This window comes from Azospirillum argentinense, assembly GCF_000632475.1.
Lineage (GTDB): Bacteria > Pseudomonadota > Alphaproteobacteria > Azospirillales > Azospirillaceae > Azospirillum > Azospirillum baldaniorum.
In genome coordinates, this window is record NZ_CP007796.1 from 310,318 (window position 1) to 331,075 (window position 20,758).

Annotated in this window: 19 protein-coding genes; 3 read left to right on the top strand and 16 right to left on the bottom strand. The window is 68.3% G+C overall.

The genetic code is table 11. The features are described 5' to 3' along the window. Nucleotides 1-13 precede the first annotated feature (13 nt). Complete coding sequence (locus tag ABAZ39_RS27655; RefSeq protein WP_051658633.1) at nucleotides 14-1,858, bottom strand: glycoside hydrolase family 2 protein; 1,845 nt, start codon at nucleotides 1,856-1,858, stop codon at nucleotides 14-16. 207 nt (nucleotides 1,859-2,065) lie between these two features. Between ABAZ39_RS27655 and ABAZ39_RS27660 the strand changes: the two genes are divergently transcribed. Beyond that, nucleotides 2,066-3,154 carry a LacI family DNA-binding transcriptional regulator gene (locus tag ABAZ39_RS27660; protein WP_040137511.1) on the top strand — a complete coding sequence of 363 codons (1,089 nt, stop codon included), beginning with the start codon at nucleotides 2,066-2,068 and terminating at the stop codon, nucleotides 3,152-3,154. Between the two features lie 465 nt (nucleotides 3,155-3,619). Further along, entirely contained in the window at nucleotides 3,620-4,738 is a 1,119-nt protein-coding gene (locus tag ABAZ39_RS27665) for an HD-GYP domain-containing protein (protein ID WP_040137512.1), read from the top strand. An 88-nt stretch (nucleotides 4,739-4,826) separates the two neighbouring features. On the opposite strand, the gene ABAZ39_RS27670 is transcribed toward ABAZ39_RS27665, so the two are convergent. From ABAZ39_RS27670 to ABAZ39_RS27705, 8 genes are all read right to left on the bottom strand, one after another. Further along, nucleotides 4,827-5,819, bottom strand: a complete 993-nt coding sequence (locus ABAZ39_RS27670) for an alpha/beta hydrolase (RefSeq protein ID WP_040137513.1) — start codon at nucleotides 5,817-5,819, stop codon at nucleotides 4,827-4,829. After that, on the bottom strand, nucleotides 5,816-6,835 hold the full coding sequence (locus tag ABAZ39_RS27675; protein WP_051658635.1) for an ABC transporter ATP-binding protein: 1,020 nt from the start codon (nucleotides 6,833-6,835) through the stop codon (nucleotides 5,816-5,818). Before ABAZ39_RS27675 ends, ABAZ39_RS27670 begins: the two co-directional genes overlap by 4 nt. Continuing rightward, on the bottom strand, nucleotides 6,832-7,812 hold the full coding sequence (locus tag ABAZ39_RS27680; protein ID WP_040137514.1) for an ABC transporter ATP-binding protein: 981 nt from the start codon (nucleotides 7,810-7,812) through the stop codon (nucleotides 6,832-6,834). The genes ABAZ39_RS27675 and ABAZ39_RS27680 overlap by 4 nt, the downstream gene beginning before the upstream one ends. Before the next feature lie 10 nt (nucleotides 7,813-7,822). Beyond that, nucleotides 7,823-8,737 carry an ABC transporter permease gene (locus tag ABAZ39_RS27685; protein ID WP_040137515.1) on the bottom strand — a complete coding sequence of 305 codons (915 nt, stop codon included), beginning with the start codon at nucleotides 8,735-8,737 and terminating at the stop codon, nucleotides 7,823-7,825. After that, complete coding sequence (locus tag ABAZ39_RS27690) at nucleotides 8,738-9,655, bottom strand: ABC transporter permease (protein ID WP_040137516.1); 918 nt, start codon at nucleotides 9,653-9,655, stop codon at nucleotides 8,738-8,740. It lies immediately after the preceding gene. A gap of 61 nt (nucleotides 9,656-9,716) precedes the next feature. Next, nucleotides 9,717-11,246: an ABC transporter substrate-binding protein gene (locus tag ABAZ39_RS27695; RefSeq protein ID WP_040137517.1), complete on the bottom strand. Its 1,530-nt coding sequence runs from the start codon at nucleotides 11,244-11,246 to the stop codon at nucleotides 9,717-9,719. Nucleotides 11,247-11,333: 87 nt separating this feature from the next. Next, nucleotides 11,334-12,086, bottom strand: a complete 753-nt coding sequence (locus ABAZ39_RS27700; protein WP_051658636.1) for an IclR family transcriptional regulator — start codon at nucleotides 12,084-12,086, stop codon at nucleotides 11,334-11,336. A 434-nt stretch (nucleotides 12,087-12,520) separates the two neighbouring features. Continuing rightward, nucleotides 12,521-12,814: an ethanolamine ammonia-lyase light chain EutC gene (locus tag ABAZ39_RS27705; protein WP_040137518.1), complete on the bottom strand. Its 294-nt coding sequence runs from the start codon at nucleotides 12,812-12,814 to the stop codon at nucleotides 12,521-12,523. Nucleotides 12,815-12,868: 54 nt separating this feature from the next. On the opposite strand from ABAZ39_RS27705, the gene ABAZ39_RS36445 reads away from it, so the two are divergent. Further along, nucleotides 12,869-13,033 (top strand): hypothetical protein, encoded by a 165-nt coding sequence (locus ABAZ39_RS36445; protein ID WP_162473418.1) that lies wholly within the window; start codon nucleotides 12,869-12,871, stop codon nucleotides 13,031-13,033. A 109-nt stretch (nucleotides 13,034-13,142) separates the two neighbouring features. Here ABAZ39_RS36445 and ABAZ39_RS27710 read toward each other — a convergent pair whose 3' ends face one another. Genes ABAZ39_RS27710 through ABAZ39_RS27740 form a run of 7 tightly spaced genes read right to left on the bottom strand, consistent with a single transcriptional unit; the run spans nucleotide 13,143 to nucleotide 20,608 of the window. After that, nucleotides 13,143-14,138 carry an MDR family oxidoreductase gene (locus ABAZ39_RS27710; RefSeq protein ID WP_040137519.1) on the bottom strand — a complete coding sequence of 332 codons (996 nt, stop codon included), beginning with the start codon at nucleotides 14,136-14,138 and terminating at the stop codon, nucleotides 13,143-13,145. A gap of 44 nt (nucleotides 14,139-14,182) precedes the next feature. Then, nucleotides 14,183-14,950 (bottom strand): enoyl-CoA hydratase/isomerase family protein, encoded by a 768-nt coding sequence (locus ABAZ39_RS27715; protein WP_014198827.1) that lies wholly within the window; start codon nucleotides 14,948-14,950, stop codon nucleotides 14,183-14,185. A gap of 58 nt (nucleotides 14,951-15,008) precedes the next feature. Next, a complete protein-coding gene (locus ABAZ39_RS27720) occupies nucleotides 15,009-16,634 on the bottom strand; it encodes a class I adenylate-forming enzyme family protein (protein WP_040137520.1) in 1,626 nt (541 codons plus the stop codon). Nucleotides 16,635-16,688: 54 nt separating this feature from the next. After that, nucleotides 16,689-17,489 carry an ABC transporter permease gene (locus ABAZ39_RS27725; protein ID WP_014198829.1) on the bottom strand — a complete coding sequence of 267 codons (801 nt, stop codon included), beginning with the start codon at nucleotides 17,487-17,489 and terminating at the stop codon, nucleotides 16,689-16,691. Further along, the gene (locus ABAZ39_RS27730; protein WP_051658637.1) at nucleotides 17,486-18,382 is read right to left on the bottom strand and encodes an ABC transporter permease; all 897 of its coding nucleotides are present in this window, start codon (nucleotides 18,380-18,382) and stop codon (nucleotides 17,486-17,488) included. Before ABAZ39_RS27730 ends, ABAZ39_RS27725 begins: the two co-directional genes overlap by 4 nt. After that, on the bottom strand, nucleotides 18,379-19,443 hold the full coding sequence (locus ABAZ39_RS27735; RefSeq protein WP_040137521.1) for an ABC transporter substrate-binding protein: 1,065 nt from the start codon (nucleotides 19,441-19,443) through the stop codon (nucleotides 18,379-18,381). Before ABAZ39_RS27735 ends, ABAZ39_RS27730 begins: the two co-directional genes overlap by 4 nt. A gap of 22 nt (nucleotides 19,444-19,465) precedes the next feature. Beyond that, nucleotides 19,466-20,608 (bottom strand): ABC transporter ATP-binding protein, encoded by a 1,143-nt coding sequence (locus ABAZ39_RS27740; protein ID WP_247874678.1) that lies wholly within the window; start codon nucleotides 20,606-20,608, stop codon nucleotides 19,466-19,468. Nucleotides 20,609-20,758: the final 150 nt, after the last annotated feature.

Here is a 20,758-nt window from a genome sequence, read left to right on the forward strand (position 1 = left end):
ACGAATCCTCCGGTTATCGTGATTTGGCTGAATCGGTGTGCGGCGATGCGGGGGCCTCGGCGTCGGCCACCACCCGGTAATGCTCCGCAAGGACGGCGAAGGCGCGCTTGCGGGTGGTCTTGTCCTCGGCGATCAGCCCCTTGCGGTTCCAGCCGCGCTGGAAGGCGGTCTGCCGCCGCTCGGTGCGAAAGTCGTAGAGAACCCAGGGCGTCATCCCGCGCACGTAGGGGGCGGTGGCGAGGATGGCGAGCTGCTCGCGGTAGACCGCCTCCTGGCAGTCCTCGGTGAAGAGGTCGCGCGGGCCGCCGCGCAAGCCCACCACCGCGTCGGCGCCGAACTCGGAGATGATCACCGGCTTTCCGGGGGCGGAGTTGGCGAGCAGCCGGCGCAGCCCGTCGAAGGAGGGCTCGTACCAGCCGAAATACTCGTTGAGTCCGATCACGTCGAGATGGTCGGCCAGCCGGTCGGCGATGGCGAAACGCTCGCGGTCGATCAGGCAGGCGGCGGTCACCAGCCGCGTCGGGTCCAGCTTGCGGGCCAGCGCGGCCAGCCGCGCCATGAAGGACAGGCGGGCGTCGGTGTCGGCGTTCTCGTTGCCGACGCCCCACAGGATCGTGCTGGCCCGGTTGCGGTTGCGGGCGATCAGCTCGGCGAGCTGGTTGGCGGCGTCCTCGTAGGTGTCGGGGTTGGCGAAGTCGATGGCCCAGTAGACCGGAATCTCCGACCACAGCATCAGCCCGACCTCGTCGGCGATGGCCGCCGCCCGCGGGTCGTGCGGGTAATGGGCGAGGCGCAGGAAATTGCAGCCCAGCGCCTTGGCGTCGGCGTAGCGGCGGCGGATGTCCGCCTCGTCGCTGGTCTTGCCGAGCGTAAGGTCGTCCTCATGCACCGAGACGCCGCGCAGCGTGATGTCGCGCCCGTTGAGGAGGATGCGCTCGCCCGCCACGGCGATTTCGCGGAAGCCGACGCGGTCCGCCACGCAATCGGCGCCGAAGCGCAGGGTGACGCCGTAGAGGCGCGGTGACTCAGGCGACCAGAGCGCCGGGGCGAGGTCGAACTCCACCCGTCCGCGCCCGTCGGTGACGGGAATGGGGGAGGGCGGCAGCAGCCCGTCGATGGCGACGGTCGCCGTGCCGTCCACCGGGTCGGACAGGGTGACGTCCACGGCGACGCGGCCAAAGCCGCTGCCCGGCACCAGCGCCACGCCGAAGTCCCGGATGAACAGCGCGGGCAGCCGCAGCAGTGCCACGGAGCGGTAGAGGCCGCCGTAGTTGAACCAGTCGGTGTGACGCATCGGCACCCGGTCGGCCCGGCGCGTGTTGTCGACCTGGATCTGGAGGCGGTTCGCGCCGGGGCGCAGATGCGCGGTCAGCTCGACGCAGAAGGGCGTCGAGGCGCCGCGGTGCGCGCCGAGGAATTGACCGTTGAGGAAGACGCGAGCCTCATAGGCGGCGGCGCCGATGTGCAGGACGACGCGTTCGTCCGCCTGACCGGGCGTGTGGTCCAGCGTCCGCGTGTACCAGGCGCCACCCTCGTAATGCCGCCACTCCGGGCGAAGCATGTTCCAGCAGGCGGGAACCGGGGCGGTCTGCCACGCGCCGTCGTCGTAATCGCGCGGAACGGTCCAGTCCGAGGCCGGCACCGGCTCGTCGGCGTACCATGCTTGGCGCAGCCCTTCGTCGTGGGGGTCGATGGCGAAGCGCCAGTCTCCATCCAGCGTCTCGACGGCGCGCCCGGCGACGGTCACCAGGGCCGCGGCGCCCACCCGCCCACGGGCGAAGGCGTCGGCGTAAGCCTCGTCATGCAGATGGTCGTAAGGGTCAACGACCGTGGCGCGGTCGGCGCCTTCGGCTGTCATGAGCGTCCTCTCCCTCGTCTTTTTTTCCGCGCCCGCATTGTTGAGGGGCGAGGTTGGGCAATTCGTCCGTCCGCCGGCATCGTTACCGATATTACGGCTGAGGGAAATCGATTACCCTTGCCGAAACAATAGGCGGGCGTGCATCTCTACGCAACCGGTTTTCACGCCGCCGCCCACCGCCAACCCTCTTGCGCAGACCGAGGTGCCATGCCCCCGCCAGCCGACCGCAAGCGCGCCTCGCGCACGGAGCGTGCGTCGCTCGCCCCGTCGCTCGCCCAGGTGGCGGCCCGCGCCGGGGTGTCGGTCGCCACCGCCTCGCGCGTCATCAACGGCGTCGCCAACAAGGCGACGGAGGAGACGGCGGAGCGGGTGCGGGCGGCAATCCGCGAGTTGGGGTACCGGCCCGGCAGCGTCGGACGGGCGCTGCGCCGCCGGGAAAGCCGCATCGTCGGCGTGCTGGCCGCGAATCTCGCCAACCCCTCCATGGCCGCCATCGCCTCGTCCATCGAATGGTCGCTGCGCGGGGAGGGGCTGGTGATGTCGCTGTGCGACACGCACGAGCGCGCCGACGTGCAGGACGAGTACATCCGCGAAATGCGCGCCCAGCTCGTCCGCGCGATGATCCTGGTGGGGGCGGTGGACAGCCCGGCGCTGGACGAGGCGCGGGCCGCCGGCGACACGCTGGTCTTCGTGAACCGCCCGGACCCCGGCGACCCGTCCTCGCCCTATGTCGGGCTCGACAACGCCGGGGCCGGGGCGGAGATCGCCGACCGGCTGCTGGAACGCGGGGTGCGCCGCATCGGCGTCCTCCACGCCTCGCTGGACCGCACCGCCGGCCATTGGCGCCTGCTCGGCCTGTTCGACCGGCTGGCCGCGGCGGGGGTGGACACGGCGGCCATTCCCTGCGCCACCGGGCCGGGGCTGGATCACATCGTGGCCGGCTATCACGCCATGGGAACGATGCTGGAGCGGCCGGACCGTCCGCCGGTGATCGTCTGCCTGAGCGACCTGCTGGCCTATGGCGCCTACCGCCGCGCGCGGGAAGCCGGGCTGGAGGTGCCGGGCGACGTGGCCTTCTTCGGGTTCGACGACAACCCGATCAACCCCTGGATCGCCGACTGGCTGAACTCGGTCCGCGTGCCGTCCGACCATTTCGGTCCGGCCATCGTGGACATGCTGCACCGGCTCTGGGGCGGGGAGGAGCGGCCGGACCCGCTGCTGCTGACCCACCAATTGACCATCCGCAATCCCCGCCTTCCGGGCGAGACCGGGCCTGTCCCGCCACGCGGCGCCTGAGGCCGCCCGGTTTCCGGGCCTCGGCGTGGCAGTCCTCCGCAAGCCCGCCGCCTCCAATCAACGCCGCGCCGCCGTCCTGGAGCGTTTCGGCAACCGACCCGGCCTCAACGCCGGGTTGGCTCGATCCGCATCGGGTTCCGATCGTGCCGCCAAGCGGGTTCTGGGGATGACGGAACCCGGCCCTCAACCTCTGGTCCGGTTCCATAATCCACTGCACATATTTGTTGAGGGATTTGACGCAAATCAACGCCAACTAATGCCCTTTGAGGTGACGGTCGTCCTATGGAGTTCCCTGTCTTCCGGCAACCCTTCACGCGCATGCGGTGAACAGATAGCGCGGCACGCCCATTGCTGACCCGGCGAATAGTTGATTCATAGCTCATGTCATCCAGGAGATGTTCTTTGAACCAAGTGCGGCAAGTGAGAGTGGGCAGTCTCGTCTGCGGGTTCGGTGAAGATCCTTGGATGGAGCAGAGTGGAGGCCTTGAGGAGCGGCTCCAGTCGTTGCATGAGGAGATCCGCGAATGGCCCGGACTGGAGCATCTGCACCGGATCGCCGTGGCGACCTACGATCCCAGGGGTGAGCGGGTCCGGACGTTCATCCACAGCAACGTCGGCCCGCGGCCCCTCGAACCCCTCTCCGGCAGGCTGTGCGATTATCCTCTTCTGCAGGCGGTCGCCGGGACGGGACGCCCGTTGATCGACAACGCGATCATGTCGGCCCCCGGTTCCGCCGGGCCGGGCGGCCGGCTGCTCAAGCATGGTTTCCGCTCACGCTGTGTGAGCCGCATCCACTGGCAGGGCGATCTGTACGGCTTCCTTTTCCTGAACTCCAGGAAGGAGGGATTCTTCACCGAACCCATCGTGTCGGCTCTGCTGCCGTACCGGCGGGTCATCGGCGTGCTCGTCGCGTCGGAGATGACCAGCACGCGCGCCATGCTGGCGGCCGTGCACACGGCGCTTGAGGTCAGCCACTACCGTGATGAGGAGACCGGTGCTCATCTCAACCGCATGAGCCGCTACGCCCAGCTTGTCGCGGCGACAATCGCACCGACGCACGGCCTGTCCGACGAGTTCATCGAGTATGTGCTCCAGTACGCCCCCCTGCACGATGTCGGCAAGGTGGCGGTGCCGGACAGCATCCTGCTCAAGCCCGGCAAGCTGTCGCCGGACGAGTTCGAGGTCATGAAAACGCACGTGACCAAGGGCTTGGACATCATCAACGCGATGATTCACGACCACGGCCTTGGCGCCCTGCCGCACGCCGCCATTCTGCGCAATGTGGTGGGCTGTCACCATGAGGCCTTTGACGGCTCGGGCTATCCCAACGGCCTTTCCGGCGTGGCCATTCCGCTGGAAGCCCGCATCGTCGCGGTCGCCGACGTGTTCGACGCGCTCACATCGGAACGTCCCTACAAGGGGGCGTGGACGAACGAGGCCGCGGCGGCCTTCCTCCGCGAGCAGGCGGGCCGGAAGTTCGATCCGGACTGCGTCGCGGCTCTGCTCGCGGACATGAGCGCCGTCGAGGCCATCCAGCAGCAGTTCCGCGACATCCCCTCAGGCTTGTTTGTTGCCGGCCGCTGAGGCCGGCAACGGTGCCCACTCGGACGGGACGGGCGACCGGAAACGGCCGCTCCTCAAATCCCGACGCGGAGCCGGCCTGACGGCACCCTCAGCCCTGCTCTTCAAGGAACAGTTGCGTCTCACGAAACAGTTGCATGCGGTTCCGCTCCAGAAGGACGGTGTGGGTGGCGTCGCCGATGACCACCATGCGGCGCTGGGAGGCCGCCCCCAACTCCCGGAACACCTGTTCGGCCATCGCGACCGGGGTGTCGGCGTCCCAGGCGCCGACCACCACCAGGGTGGGGGAGCGGATGCGTCCGGGGTCGTAGAGCGGACGCCCGGAGCACCAATAGGTCATGGAGTCCGCGATGTTTCCGTTCGGGGCCCGGATGACCGGCGGCTCCTGGGTCGCGCCCACGGCGTCGGAGGCGAAGGTCGCGCTGGCCCAGGCGTCGAACCACGCCGGCGGCACCAGCGCGTCCCGCCGGTCCTCCGGCACGCCGGACAGCCAGCGTTGCCGGGCGTCCCCCACCGTGATGGTGCGGTAGGCGCCCAGGGGCGTGCAGCCGCCCGCCGGATGCGGGGTGTCGCGCAGCCATTGCGGGGCGTAGAGCACGAGCCGCGCCACGCGCTCGCCGTGTTCGGCCGTGTAGGCTCCGACCAGGGTGGCGCCCCACGACCAGCCGATCAGGCAGAGCCGGTCGATGGAGCGGCTTTCCAGGATGTGCTCGACGGCGGCGGCGACGTCGCGCAGGGCCGTGCTGGTGTCGACGACCGGCTCCGCCGCCGCGGCCGCGCGGTCCATTTCCGGGGGGCGCGTGGAGCGGCCGAAGCCGCGGAGGTCCAGGCAGTGGACGTCGAAGCCGCGCCCGGCCATGTAATCCATCCACGACATGCCGTCGAGCGGCAGGTCGAACGCGGTGTGGGCGGGATAGCTGGAGCCGTGCACCAGCAGCACCGTGCGCTCCGCCCCGAACGCGGTGACACCGGCCGGGCGCTTGTTGCGCAGGTAGAGCTGGATGCCGGCGTCCTTGGCCGGAATGTAGCGCTCTTCGGTGACGACGGTGTGCGGGCCGTCATGGTTGCCCCGATGCATGGTCATGCCGCCTCCGCTTCGCCGGCCGGGAACAGATGGCATTCGACGAACCCGCCTTGACGGGCATCGGCGACGCGCGAGGGCGGAACGGTCCGGCACAGGTCGGTCGCCAACGGGCATCTCGGGTGGAAGGCGCAGCCGGCCGGCCGGTCGACCGGGTTGGGGATCGCGGTGCCGGGAAGCGGGTCGGGGATGCCGTGTCCCGGAACCGTCGTCAGCACCGACTGGAGAAGGGCCCGCGTGTAGGGATGCCGCGGCCGCTCGAAGATCGCGCGGGTCGGCCCGGACTCGACGATGCGGCCGAGATACATGACGGCGATCCAGGTCGCCATGTGCTCGATGACCGCGAGGTTGTGGCTGATCATCAGCATGCCAAGATTCAACTCGCGGCGCAGTTCGGTCAGCAGGTTGAGGATCTGCGCCTGCACCGAGACGTCGAGGGCCGACGTCGGCTCGTCGCAGACCACCACCTCAGGGCGCATGATCAGGGCGCGGGCGATGGCGACGCGCTGCCGCTGGCCGCCGGACAGCTGCTTGGGATAGGTGTCCAGGACGCGCCGCGGCAGGCCGACGCAATCGAGCATGGCGGTGACCGCCTGGCGCCGGCCCGCGCGGTCGCCGACGCCGTGCACGGCCAGCAGCAGGCCGATGATCTGGGCGACGGTCTTGCGCGGGTTCAGCGAGGAGTAGGGGTCCTGAAACACCGGCTGGACCCGGCGGGCGAACGCCGCCTGCCCGGCCCCGGACACCGCGGCGCCGTCGATCAGCACCTCGCCGGAGCTGGGCGGGAGCAGGCCCAGCAGGATCTTCGACAGCGTGCTCTTGCCGCAGCCGGATTCTCCCACGAGGCCCAGCACCTCGCCGCGGTGGACGCACAGCGACACGTCGTCCACCGCGCGCAGCGGCACGCTCTTGCGGAACGGCGAGCGGCGGACCTGATAGGTGTGGCTGACCCCGCGCAGTTCGAGGACGGCGTCGGTGGACGCGGCCCGCTCCGGGCCGGGAATGGTGACGGGGATCATGCCGAGCCCTCCAGGACGCAGCGGAAGCTGTGGCTGTGGCTGGCGCCGGCAGACCGCAGGGGTGGTTGACGGGTCAGGCAGGCGTCCGCGGCGAAGCTGCAGCGGGCGGAGAAGGGGCAGCCCGGAATGGCACCGATCAGGCTCGGCACGACGCCGGGGATCGAGCCCAGGAGCGATCCTGGCGGCGTGCGCCCCGGAACCGGAACGCACTCCAGCAGACCCCGCGTGTAGGGATGGGCCGGCCGGCCGAAGACCTCGTCCACCGGTCCCTCCTCGACCACCGAGCCGGCGTACATGACGACGACCCGGTCGGCGAGCTGGGCGACGACGCCGAGGTCGTGGGTGATGAGGACGATCGACAGCCCGGTGCGGTCGCGCAGGTCCTCCAGCAGGTGAAGGATCTGCGCCTGGATGGTGACGTCCAGCGCCGTCGTCGGTTCGTCGGCGATGAGAAGGTCGGGCGAGCCCATCAGCGCCATGGCGATCATCACCCGCTGGCGCAGGCCGCCGGAGAGCTGGTGCGGGTACTGGTTCAACCGGTCCCGTCCGGCGGGCACGCCGACCAGGGCCAGCAGCTCGGCCGCCCGCTCGCGCGCTTCGGCGGCGCTGGCGCGGGTGTGGCAGCGCAGCGCCTCGGCCATCTGGTTGCCGATGGTGAAGGCCGGGTTGAGCGAGGTCATCGGCTCCTGGAAGATCATCGCCATCCGGTTGCCGCGCAGGTTCCGCATCGCTCTCGGCGACAGGGTGCCCAGATCGGTGCCGGCGAAGGACAAGCGTCGGGCTTCGCGCCGGGCGCGCCCCGGCAGCAGATCCATGAGCGCCAGCGAGGTCAGCGACTTTCCGCATCCGGACTCGCCGACGATGCAGAGGATTTCGCCCTTGCCGACCCGGAAGGAGACGTCGCGCACGGCGTGCAGGGTTCCGGCCGGCGTCGGGATGTCAACGCACAGCCCTTCGACTTCGAGAATGGGGGTCATGACGGGGACCTCACGTGCGGCCGTCGGGGGCGGTGACGTCGCGGACGCCGTCGCCGACCAGATTGATGGCCAGCACCAGCAGGAACAGGGCGACGCCCGGAATGGCGATGAGCCAGGGTTCGAAGAACAGGTTGGAACGCCCCTCGGCGACCATCAGGCCCCAGGACGGCAGCGGCGGCTGCACGCCCAGCCCGAGGAACGACAGCGCCGCCTCCAGCAGGATGGCGTGCGCGATCTCCAGCGTGGCGACGATGATGAGGTTGTTGAGCACGTTCGGCAGGATCTCGCCGAAGATGATGCGCGGCACCGAGCAGCCCACCGCCTGCGCCGCCAGGACGTAATCCTGGCTGGTCGCCTGGATGGTGGAAGTGCGCATGACGATGGCGAAGCGATCCCACAGCAGCGCGCTCAGCACCAGGATGACCACCTCCAGCGAACCGCCGAACAGCGCCACCACCGCCAGCGCCACCAGCACCACCGGCGTGGACAGCCGCACGGTCACCAGGAAGGTCACCACCATGTCGACGCGCCCGCGGAAATAGCCGGCACAGACGCCGAGCGTCGTGCCGATCACCCCGGAGCCGAGCGCCGCGGCGAAGCCGATGAGCAGCGACACGCGGGCGCCGTACAGCAGACGGCTGAGATAGTCGCGGCCGAGATGGTCGGTGCCGAGCGGGTGGGTCCAGCTTCCCTCGGCGTTCCACACCGGCGGCACCAGCCGCTCCATGAGATCCTGCCGGTAGGGGTCGTCGGGCGCGACGAAGGGGGCCAGCACGGCAAGCAGGAGGATCAGGCCGAGCACGGCGAGCCCACCCATGAGGCTCCAGTGGCCGAGGATGCGGCGGCGCAGGATCTGGCCGGGGGTCGGCGGCGGCGCGGCGGCGGCGGGCGCGGCCGGTGCCCTGAGGGTTTCGGACATGGTCATTCAAGCCACCCGGATGCGCGGGTCGAGCCACGCGTTGAGAAGGTCGGCGATCAGGCTGAGGACGACGTAGAAGCTGGAGAGCACCAGCACGATGGCCTGGACGGTGGGCAGGTCGGAGCGGCTGATCGATTCCCAGGCGAGCTGGCCGGTGCCGTGCAGGGCGAACACCGTCTCCACCACCACCGATCCGCCCAGCATGAAGCCGAACTGCACCGCCGACAGGCTGACCACCGGGATCACGGCGTTGCGCAAAGCGTGCTTGAGCAGCACCACGGCCGGATGCAGGCCCTTGGCCCGCGCGGTGCGGATGTAGTCGGAGGCCAGCACGTCGAGCATCCCCGCCCGCGTCAGCCGCATGATCGCCGGTGTGGCGTAATAGCCGAGCACCACGGTCGGCATGACGAAGTGCTTCCAGGTTCCCGAACCGGACGGCGGCAGCAGCGGAAAGGTGATGCTGAACAGCACGACCAGCACCAGGGCGAACCAGAAGGTCGGCATGGCCTGCCCTGTGACGGAGACCAGCAGCGCCGTGCGGTCGATCCAGCTGTTCGGCCGGATCGCCGCGATGATGCCGAGCGGCAGCCCGACGCACAGCGCGAAGGCCAGCGCCAGCCCGCCGAGCGTCATGGTGGTCGGCAGCTTGTCGGCCAGCATGCGGCTGACCGGCATGCGGAAGTACAGGCTTTCCCCGAAGTCGCCCTGCAGCGCCTTGACCAGCCAGTCGGCGTACTGGACGGGCAGGGGGCGGTTGAAGCCGTAGGTTTCGCGGATGAACTCGATGTCGGACGCCGTGGCGGAGTGGCCGGCCATGGCCACCGCCGGGTCTCCAGCCGCCCGCAGCAGGGCGAAGGAGCCGACGGAGACCGTGACGGCGACCAGCACGGCCAGAAGCAGACGCTTCAAGCTGTAGGCCAGCATGGCGGACTCCACGGAAGGGAGGAGTGGTGACGGGAGGGCGGGGCGGCGGCCGGCGGACGGCTCATTTCCAGGTCACCGCGTAGAAGCGCGGGATCTCGTCCGCCGTCGGGGTGAAGGCGATGTCCTTGCTGTGGACGTAATTGACGTTGTAGGTGAACAGCGGCTGCCAGTAGGCCTGTTCGGCGATGCGCCGCAACGCCTTGCCGTAGAGGTCCTTGCGCGTCGCCGGGTCGATCGCCGAATCGGCGCCCTCCAGCCAGCCGATCACCTGCGGGTCGCGGGCGTAATCGTCCTTCGATCCCTTGAAGAACTGGCTGACGCTGGCCGCCGCGTCGTTGATCGAGTAGGAGCCCCAGGACATGAAGGTGAAGTCGGTTTCGCCGTTGTAGACCTTGTCGCGCAGCGCCTCGTACTGCAGGTAGGTGAGCTTGGCGTTGATCCCGACGGCCTTCATGTAGCCGATCATCGCCTCGGCCACCGGACGGTCGCGGTAGGCGTGGAACTCGATGTCGAGTCCGTTGGGATAGCCGGCCTCGGCGAGAAGCGCCTTGGCCTTGGCCGGATCGTAGTCGTAGGTCGCCACGTCCTGGACGCAACCGAACTGGGTCGGGAAGCAGACCGCGTCGATGACCTCGGAGGCGCCGCGGACCAGCCGCTTGACGATGGTCTTGCGGTCGATGGAATGGGCGATGGCCTGGCGGACCCGGACGTCGTTGACCGGCGAGGAGTGGCCGGTGCGGTTGGAGGCGTCGAACGCCAGATAGCCGAAGCGCATCGTCTGCGCGTTCTGCACCACGACGTTGGGCATGGACGCGAGCTTGGCCGCCTGATCGTTGGGCACGTTCCAGATCCAGTCGACGCCGCCGCTGAGCAGCTCGGCGATCTGGGTGTTCTGGTCGGGGATGGTGCGCTGGACGATGCGGCCGATGGTCGGCCGGCCCTTGGGGCTGCCGTCGAAATACGCGCGGTTGGCTTCGAAGACGATGCGCTTGCCGGGGTCGAACGCGGTCACCTTGTAGGGGCCGGTGCCGACCGGCCGCAACCCCATGCCCTGGCTGCCGACCTTGGAGTAATAGTCGCGCGGATAGATCAGCAGCGGTCCCGACAGGTATTCCAGGGCCAGCGGTGTCGGCGCCTTCATGGTCAGGCGCACCATGTGCGTGTCGATCTTCTCGACCTTCTCGATCCAATCCACGTTCTGCCGGCTGAGAACCCGGGTCGCCGGATCGGCCATCAGGTTCAGCGTGTAGACCACGTCGTCGGCGTCGAACGGCTCGCCATCGTGGAACCGCACGTCACGGCGCAGCTCGAACTCGATGGTCCGGTTGTCGACGAAGCGGTACGAGGACGCGAGCAGCGGCTTGTAGTCGAAGGTCTGCGGATCGACGGTCAGCAGCGAGTCGAAGACCATGCGCGCGACGAGTTCGCCTTCGCGCAGGACGTTGAAGTAGCGGTCGAGCGTCGGCAGTTCGCCAGCCCAGGCGATGTTCAGCGTGTCGTCGGCCTTGCCAGCCGACGCCGGCGCCGGGGCGGCAAAAGACAAAAGGATGGCGGTGGCGGCCGCGGCGGCCGCCCTCAGGGCGTGGCTCATTTCTTTTCCTCCTGGGATGCGCGCCTTCTTCGGTGCGCGTCGGATGTGGTCAGAGGGCTGGGGTCATTGCGGGTGTCATGGACGGCTTCATGGACGGCCGTCGCCGGTGTTCCAGGCACGCTGGCCCCAGACGCGCTGGACATGATGGGCGATGATTTCGGCAACACGCTCCTGCCGGTCCTCCGGCAGACGGTCGGGAATGGCGGCGACGCTGACGGCGGCGACGATCCGGCCGTCGGCACCGCGGACGGGCACCCCGACCGCCGCGACGTTCGGGCGGAGGATGCCGTTGTTGAGCGCGTAGCCGAGTTCACGGGCTTCGAAGACGAAGCGCCGGATGTCGTCGGCCGTGAAGTCGGCGTAGCTGGAGTAGCGCTGGGCGTTGGCCGCCAGCACGGCTTCGAGCTGGGCGTCGGGCAGGAAGGCGAGCAGGGCCAGACCGCCGCCACCGATGCCGAGCGGACGACGCGCACCGATGTCGAGCGTCAGGGTGCGGATCGGATAGCTGCCCTCCACCCGGTCGATGCACACCGCGTCGTTGCCCGACCGGATCAGCAGGAAAATGGTGTCCTCGACCTCCAAGGCGATCTGCTCCAGCGCCGGGCGCAGACGGTCACGGATCGAGAATTCCTGGGCGGCCGCGCCGAGCACGGAAAGCTCCATCCCGAGATGATAGAGCTTGGAATAGGGGTCGTGGGTCAGCAGCCCTTCCTGCGCCAACACACCGAGGATGCGATGGGTGGTGGCGACCGACAACCCCGTCTCCGCCGCCAGTGCGTTGGCGCGGGCGCCACGGTCGTTGGTTCGCGCAACGGCGCGCAGAAGCGTGATCGCCCGCAAGATCGCCTGCGCTCCACTCGGGCCTGCGCTGCCGGCCTCGCGTTCGGGCGAAGGAGCTGGGTTTGATGACGATGCTTTTGACACGGGAACGATCAATTCTGCGGTGTGTGGCTGACGTTCGGATGATTGGCCAACCCAAACGTCGCGTCAACAAATCTTCTCGCAATATGAAAGTGGTTTCTCATAATATGAGAATACACGCGCACCGAGCGTCCCGAGCGTCGGGCCGCCGCCCATGGAGTGGCGGCACGGTGACGCCTGGGCTGAGCTTGGCCATGCCGAACGGCTTGCGGTTTGCGCAGGGACAAAGAGGCTCGGGCGTCGTCACGGCAGATCGACGGCCTTGTTCCGCACGGTCAAAAGGAGGAGACCGCTCGGCCCAGCGCCGTCGATGCCGCGCTCACGCCGGTGCAGGACGCCGCTCGCGCGCGGGCTTACGGCCTTGGGAAGGAGGCGCTTGGTGGTGTGTCCGCGCCGCGATGCCCGGCACGCTCCGTGGGCGATGTGGACACCGGCCTGCTCCGCTCAAGGCGCTGACCGACGGCGGCGGCGAGCGCGACACCGCTGACCCGCGCCCGCCACACGCCCCGGACCAGATCGGCGATCCGTGCGACGGCCTGCTCCGGGGCCAGCCCGTCCAGCCGGATGTTGGAGATGCAGTTGCGAGCTGAGTCCGGGGCCCCGACCGCCGGCGCCCAGCACGCCATCCCGGTGGTGCTGGCCAGCATGAAGGCCGCCGCGCAGGGGCTGGGGCTGGGGCTGATTCCACGGCCATCGCCGAAATGCTCTATGAGCGGGGCATCGGCGTGGTGTCGTCGGATGTCTTCATGATCGGCAAGACCAAGCCGGGCAACGGCATCCGCATCCACAAAGGCTCGGCCCGCAGCGACACCGAGTGGGACATCGCCCTCCCGTTGATCGCAACGTTGGTGCGCAAACCGGAGTGACGGGACGCCGTCGCGCAAGGGGCTCCGGCGACGTCGTTTCAGGGCGGCCCCGCCAAGGAACCGCAAGGTTCCGCAGCGGGCGGGGCTGCCGGACGGGCCGGAACCGTCCTCAACGGGTCACGTCGACGACGACGCGGCCGCGGATCTTCCCGGCGAGAATCCTCGTCGCCAGTTCGGGCAGCGCGTCGAAGGGCTGCACCTCGTACATCGTCTTCAGCGCGTTCCGGTCCAGGTCGCGGGCCAGCCGTGTCCAGGCGGCGTCACGGCGGTCCTGCGGAGCCATGACGGAATCGACGCCAAGCAGCGCGACGTTGCGCAGGATGTGCGGCAAGACCGTGCCCGGCAGATCCGACGAGCCGGCCAAGCCGCAAGCGGCGATGGCACCGCCCCAGACCGTCTGCGACAGCGCGTTGACCAGAGTCTGTCCGCCCACCGAATCGACACCGCCGGCCCAGCGCTCCTTCTGCAGGGGGGCTCCCTTTTCCAGAAGGGCGGCGCGGTCAATGAAGCCGCTGGCACCGAGACTGCGCAGGTAATCATGGGTTTCGGGCCGGCCGGTGGAGGCGACCACCGGGTAACCGCGCTTGGCGAGCAGCGCCACCGCGACCGAGCCGACACCGCCAGCGGCCCCGGTGACCAGGACCTCCTTGCCGCCCGGCTGGACCGCGCCCCACCGTTCCAGCGCGTCCACGCACAGCGCGGCGGTGTAGCCGGCGGTGCCGATGCCCATGGCCTCTTCGAACGAGAAGGCGTCCGGCAGACGGGTCAACCACTCCGCCTTCAGGCGCTGAAAGCGGGTGTAGCCGCCCCATTGCGTTTCCGACAGGCCCCAGCCGTTGACGACCACCTTGTCGCCCGGCTTCCAGGCGGGAGAGCGGGATTCGACCACGGTGCCGGCGAGGTCGATGCCGGCGACCATCGGCAGCTTGCGGGCGATCCGGCCCTTGCCGGAAACGGCGAGTCCGTCCTTGTAATTGAGCGTGGAGCAGGCGACCTCGACCAGCACATCGTTGTCCGGCAGGTCGGCCAGCGTCAGCGTCGTGAAGCCACCCTTCGGCTTGCCGTCGACGTCCTCGATGACAAAGGCTGTGAAGTTCTCGGCCATGGTGGTTCTTTCTCTTCGTTGAAGACGATGTCGGATGGGCACCGTCACGCGCCGCCACGGAACACCGGGGCGCGCTTTTCCAGGAAGGCGCTGACGCCTTCGCGGGCGTCCGCCGCTTTTTCCAGCCGGCGGGCGACCGTCGCCTCATAGGCGCCGGCGGCGTCGATCCCCTCGCGCTCGCCCAGGATCACCCCGGCCTTGATCGCGGCCACCACCGAGGGCGCGTTCTTGGCGATGGCACGCGCCAGGACGAGCGCTTCCTGCAACGCCTCGCCCTGTCCGGCCAGACGGTTGACGAAGCCGGTTCGGTAGGCCTCGTCCGCAGGCAGGGGATTGGCCGTCAGCATCAGTTCCAAGGCGCGGGCGGACGACATCAGGCGTGGCAACCGGCCGATCTGTCCACCCTCCGGGAGCATGCCCAGGCGGGCGCCCGGCGACCCGAACGTCGCGTTGACGCTCGCGACACGCAGGTCGCAGGACAAAGCGAGGATGAGCGCGGCGGCGTAGCAGTGCCCGTTGACGGCCGCGATGACCGGCTTCGTCATGTCCCGCGGGCGCAGGAACGGGGCCTCTCCCAGGTTCGTCGCTGCGTGGGCGCCGGAGGCGATTTCGTTCAGATCGTGTCCGCTCGAGAAGGCGATGTCGCCGGCGCCCGTCACCACGACCACCCGCACGGCGGCGTCGCCGTCCGCGTCGTTCAGGTGGCCTAGGAAATCCGCGGCCATCGTGCCTTCGAACGCGTTGCGCTTGGGTTCGTTGGAGATGGTCAGGATGCGGATCGCGCCCTCGGTCTGGGCGGTAATCTCGGGCATGTCAGAAGTCCTCTTCGAGGCCGGTTGGCTTTTTTCACAGGAAGACGGGGTGCAGGCGTCAGCGCCAGATCTTGTCCTGCCAGTCGTAGGCGCCGACGCGGAGGTCGGGCTTTTCCGCCAGCAGATGCTTCTTCTGCACACGCTGCGAATCCGTGAGGGGGAAGGAGTCGCGATACTCGTAGTAGCGGGGCACCTTGAAGGCCGCGAGATGCCGCCCGCAGTGATCGGCGATGCGCGCTGGCGTGCAGGTCGAGGGATCGACCCCCGGCGCCAACTGGATGTAGGCTTTGATCTCCTCGCCGCGATAATCGTCGGGAACCGGAACGATCGCGGCGTCCTGGATTCCGTCGAGCGTGCGCAGCACCACCTCGACCTCGCGGGCCGAAATGTTCTCGCCGCTGCGGCGGACCATGTCCTTGGTCCGGCCCAGGATGTAGTGGTACCCGGAGGAGTCCACGCGGGCCAGATCGCCGGTGCGGAACCAGCCCTTGCGGAACGCCTGCGCCGTCGCCTCCTCGTTTCCGAAATAGCCCTTCAGCAGGCCGCGGCCACGCACGCAAAGCTCCCCGGTTGCGCCCGTCGGCACGGGGTTGCCGTCCTCGTCCGCGATCATCGCTTCCCGGAAGGGGGCGACCACCCCGCAACTGGCCGAGCCGGTCATCTCGGCGATCCGGTGCGCCGGCATGTAGGTGCCGCCGCCGATCTCGGTCATGCCGTAGAACTCCTGCCCGTACACGTCGAAGCGGCGCTGGAAGTCGGCGTGGCTTTCCGGACCGAACGCGAAGATGGTGGCCAGCTTGAGCGCGTTGTGCGCATCCGACGGCCGGGCCGGCTGCTTGTAGACCATTTCGAAGAGCGCGCAGTAGTCGCACTCCAGCTGCGCGACATCGAGCATGAAGCGCTTGGCGCCGGGCTTGCGCGGGAAGAAGGCGCAGCCGCCGCTCACCATCGCGTTCAGCAGGATCCTCTGCCCGACCATGTAGAAGAAGCTCGATCCCACGTAGAAGCGCCGCAGGTCCGTGGCGAAGAACTCGGTGGAGCTGCAGCCCAGGCAAAGCCAGTAGTCGTTGGTCAGCATGCAGGCTTTCGAGAAGCCAGTGGTGCCCGACGTGTACTGGAGATTGAGGACCGCGTCGGCGGAGCGGGGCGTGGACGGTGCGCGGCGGCCCTGCGCCTCGTCCATCAGCGTCTGCCAGCGGCGATGCCCGCCCAGCGCCCCATCGCCGATGACGATGACGCTGGACGGGGGGAGCGACACCGTCTCAAGCGCGTCGAGATGCGGCAGGAACTCCGCCTCCAGGATGAGGAAGGCGGCGAGCGAGGTCTTCAGCACATACTCGACCTCGCGGGAGGTGTAGGTGGCGTTCACCGGCACCATCACCGCCTGCAGGCGGGACAGAGCCAGCCACGCGATGGGAAACTCCTCCCGGTTCCAGGCCATGACCGCGACATGCACGCCGGGGCCGATGCCAAGCGCGGCGAAGGCCGCGGCGGCGGTTTCGACCTTGGCCAGCACCTCGCCCCAGCTCCGCTCGACACCGTCGTCGATGAACCGCCACGCCGGGGCGTCCGGGTGCCGGGCGGCGGTTTGCGCCAGGAGGTCGAACACCGAATCCGGAAGCGTTGCCGTTTCCAGACGGCGGGCGAGAGCGTCGGGCTCTTCCGTGCGAAAATCTGCGAACATCACTCTTCCCATAGATGAGGGGTGGCCCGTAGATGAGGGGTATGTCGCGACCGGTTATCCCGCGCGCCGTGCGGCGCGGCGCTGGATGCGGTCGCTCAGGAAAACCGCCGCAAAGGTGGCCAGGATGAGCAGCGACGCGACCGCCGCGACAACCGGCGTCAGGTCGTGACGCATGTCGGCCCAGATCCGCATTGGCAGGGTTTCGTTGCGGCCCATGACGAACAGGGCGATGACCAGTTCGTCGAAGGAGATGAAGAAGGCGAAGACGCCCGCGGAGATGACCGCCGGCCGGATGGTCGGCAGCGTGACGTGCCAGAAGGCCTCGTGCGGCCGGGCACCCAGGACCCGGGCGGCCCTGGCGAGCGTGTCGCCGGTCTGGCGCAGCGCTCCCGACACCGTCGTCGTGACGAAGGGCAGCGCGAGGACGGCGTGCACCAGCACGATGCCGCCCATGGAGCCGTAAAGGCCGAAGCGGCTGAAGACGAGGAGCGTGCCGAGGGCGAGAATGATCACCGGAACCACCTGCGGACCCAGGAAGATCGGTCCCGCGATCCGCACCGCGCGGCCGTCGCGGCTCAGGACGAGCGCCGCCGCCGTGCCGACGACGGTCGCGAGCAGCGCGCTGGCGGCTGCGATGACCAGGCTGCGCCACGTCGCCTCGATCCAGCCGGGCGTGGCGAAGAAGTCCTCGTACCAGTGCAGCGTGAATCCGGTCGGCGGGAACTTGAGATAGCGGGTCTCGCTGACCGACATCGGCACCACCAGCAACAGCGGCAGCAGCAGATAGAGGAGGACGCCGACGAAATAGACGGGCAGGAGGTAGCGTCCGGACTGTTCCCACAGCGTTCGTTTCATCGCGTCCCTCCATGGCCGCTCAGCCGGGTGACGCGCCGGAAGAGCAGGGCGACGGCGCCCACCATCAGGAAGCCGGCGACCAGCAGCACCATCCCGAGAGCCGAACCCAGCCCCCAGTCGAGGGTCACCGTGATCTGCGTCGCGATGATGTTCGCGATCATGTTTTCCTTCGGCCCGCCGACCAGGGCCGGGGTGATGAAGAAGCCCAGGGCCAGGACGAAGGTGAGCATCCACGCGTTGACCGCGCCGCCGGCGCTCAGCGGCAGGAAGACGTGGAGGAAGCCACGCCACGGGGTGGCGCCGAGGATGCGCGACGCCAGCAGCAGGGAGCGGTTGATGGTCGTCATGCTGGAGAACATGACCAGGATGGCGACCGGCAGAAGCACCTGCACCATCGCGATGTACACGGCCCCTCGGCTGTAGAGCATCTGGAGGGGCGCATCGATGAGTCCCGCACCGATCAGCATGGAGTTCACCAATCCCTCGCGGCCCAGGACGACGATCCAGCCGAAGGTCCGCACCAGCACGCTGACCCAAAGCGGCGTCAGAATGAGCAGGAGGAGCAGCGTGCGGCGCCGCGGCGGGCAGGACGCCAGACAATAGGCGGCGGGATAGCCGGCCAGGACGCAGGCGAAGGCCACGCCGGCGGCGAGTTGCAACGTCCCGAACAGGATGGTGCGATAGGGACCCTCGCCAAGCGCTTCCCGGTAATGCTCCGCCGTCAGCCCGGCGTCGCCCTGCAGGCTCCACAGGGCGACCTCGCCCACCGGGACGAGGAAGGCCAGGAGAAACAGCAGGGCCGCCGGGGCGAGCAGCCAGAGGGACGAGAGGGGCGCGCGCCGTCGGCGCGCCGCCGCCATCCCATCACGCGGCATGGAAACGCCGTCGCTCATTGCAGACGCCAAGTTTCCCACCGCTTCTGAATGCGCGGCAGGTTTTCGGCCCAGAACTCGGCGTTCAGCGCGAACTGCACATCCATGTTTTCCGGGCTGGTCGGAAGTTGCCTGGCTTCCTCCGCCGACAGGATCTTGTAGAGGTCGGGGTTGAAGCTGGAGTAGGGCATGGCGCGGGCGATCTCGGCGAGACGCTGCGGCTCGTTCCAGCAGTACTTCATGAACTGCATGGCCGCGGCCGCGTTGTTGGCGCCCTTGACGATCGAATAGTAGCTGACGTCGAGCGAGCCGCCGTTCCAGATCAGCGCGACCGGGAGCTTGTCCTTCTGCAACTGCTGGATACGGCCGTTGAAGGCGGTCGCGTAGAACACTTCGCCGCTGGCCAGAAGCTGGACCGGCTGCTGCCCGCTCGTCCACCATACGGTGATCGCCGGCTTGATCTCGTCGAGCTTCTTGAAGGCGCGATCCACGCCTTCCGGCGAACGGAGCACGTCATAGACCTCGGACGGCTTCACGCCGTCGGCAATCAGCGCGAATTCCAGGTTCTCGGCCGGGGAGTTGCGCAGCGTGCGGGGGCCGGGGAACTGCTTGACGTCCCAGAAGTCCTTCCAGCCGGTGAAGGTCTTGCCTTCCGGCAGCTTGTCCGTGCGCACGCCGATGGTGGTGGAGTAGGCCACCGATCCGATCGCGTGGGTCTTGCGGGCGATCGGCGGCAGCTTGTTTTCGGGGTCGACCACCGACCAGTCGATGGGCTCCAGCCAACCGTTCTTCTGCGACACCGGCAGTCCGGAACGCTCGGTGGGCGCGATGTCCCACAGAATGTTCCTGGTGGTCTGCTGGGCGCGGATCTGGGCGAGGGAGTCCTCCGTCGCGGCCTGCGTGACGGTGATTCCCGTCTCCTTGGTGAAGGGCTGGATGCAGATGCGGTTGAGTGTTTCCGCCCAGGCGCCGCCGTAATTCGCGATCACGACCGTCTTGTCCCGGGATTGAGCCAGCGCCGCACCACCCGCGGCGCCGACGAGCGCCGCTCCGAGAGAGAGGCTCCACAGCAGCTTGTTCATAGAACGCTCCTCTTTCAGCTTTTCATCGACTGGTTCTGGGGAGGTCCGGAACGAGGACGACGTCGGACGGGCGGAGAACGAGGTTCGTCGTCTCTCCGCGTTCCGGGATCCGATCCCTGTCGCGTCTCTGTTCCCGGAAGTGGATGAGCGCACCATGGTCGGTGCGGGCGCTGTATTCGATCACGTCGCCGAGGAACACGGCCTCCTGGATGGTGACCGACACGGCGATGTCCGGCCCTTCGGCCGGGCGGCGCTGCAGCTTCTCGGGGCGAATGCTTGCGTACCAGGAGCCTGCACGGGCCGTGAATGTGTTTTCCCGATAGGTGATGCCGAGTTCGGGTATGGCCACCGATCCGGGCTGCGCCACGTCGGCGGCAAGCAGGTTGGTCTGCCCGATGAAATCGGCGACGAAGCGGCTTTGCGGCGCGTCGTACATTTCGGACGGCGTGCCGACCTGTTCGATCCGTCCGTCGCGCAACACGACGATGCGCGACGACATGGCCAGGGCCTCGCGCTGATCGTGGGTCACATAGACCACGGTGCAGCCGAGCTGGTGCTGGATTTCCTTGATCTCGAACTGCAGCGCCTCGCGCAGTTTGAGGTCGAGGGCGCCCAGCGGTTCGTCCATGAGCAGGACCGGAGGCTCGAACACGATGGCCCGGGCGAAGGCGACGCGCTGCTGTTGTCCGCCGGACAGGTCGCGCGGCATGCGACCGGCCAACGGGCCGAGCCGCACGATCTCCAGCACCCGCTCCACCCGCTCCTTGATGTCCCGGCGCGGCATACGGCGCATGCGCAGCGGAAAGGCGATGTTGTCGAACACCGACATGTGGGGGAACAGGGAGTAGTTCTGGAACACCATCCCCAGGTTTCGCCGCTCCGGCGGCTCGTCGATCACCGAACGCCCGTCGATGCGGATATCGCCCGAGTCGGCCGTGGAAAAGCCCGCAAGTGCATTGAGCGCGGTGGTTTTGCCGGACCCGCTCGACCCAAGGATCGTCAGGAACTCTCCCGGACGAATGGTCAAGGAGAAGTCATGAAGCGCCTTTACCGATCCATAGGCCTTCCTGACGGATTGGAACTCGATCGTCGCGCCGGTGGACCTCGTTTGCAGGTTCGCCTCCCTGGTCAAGGTGCCACTTGAAGGTTTATTCACGTCCACCATCGTAGGTACCATCGGCCTGTCCAGTGATGACGCATTGTCTAAAAATGACAGTATGTATAAAAATATACCGCGTCAAGTGGGTACAGTGCGATTGTCCAACATTCATGGTCAGGACCGATTCGGTCGAAGGGTGAGGGCGCAAGGATGCGG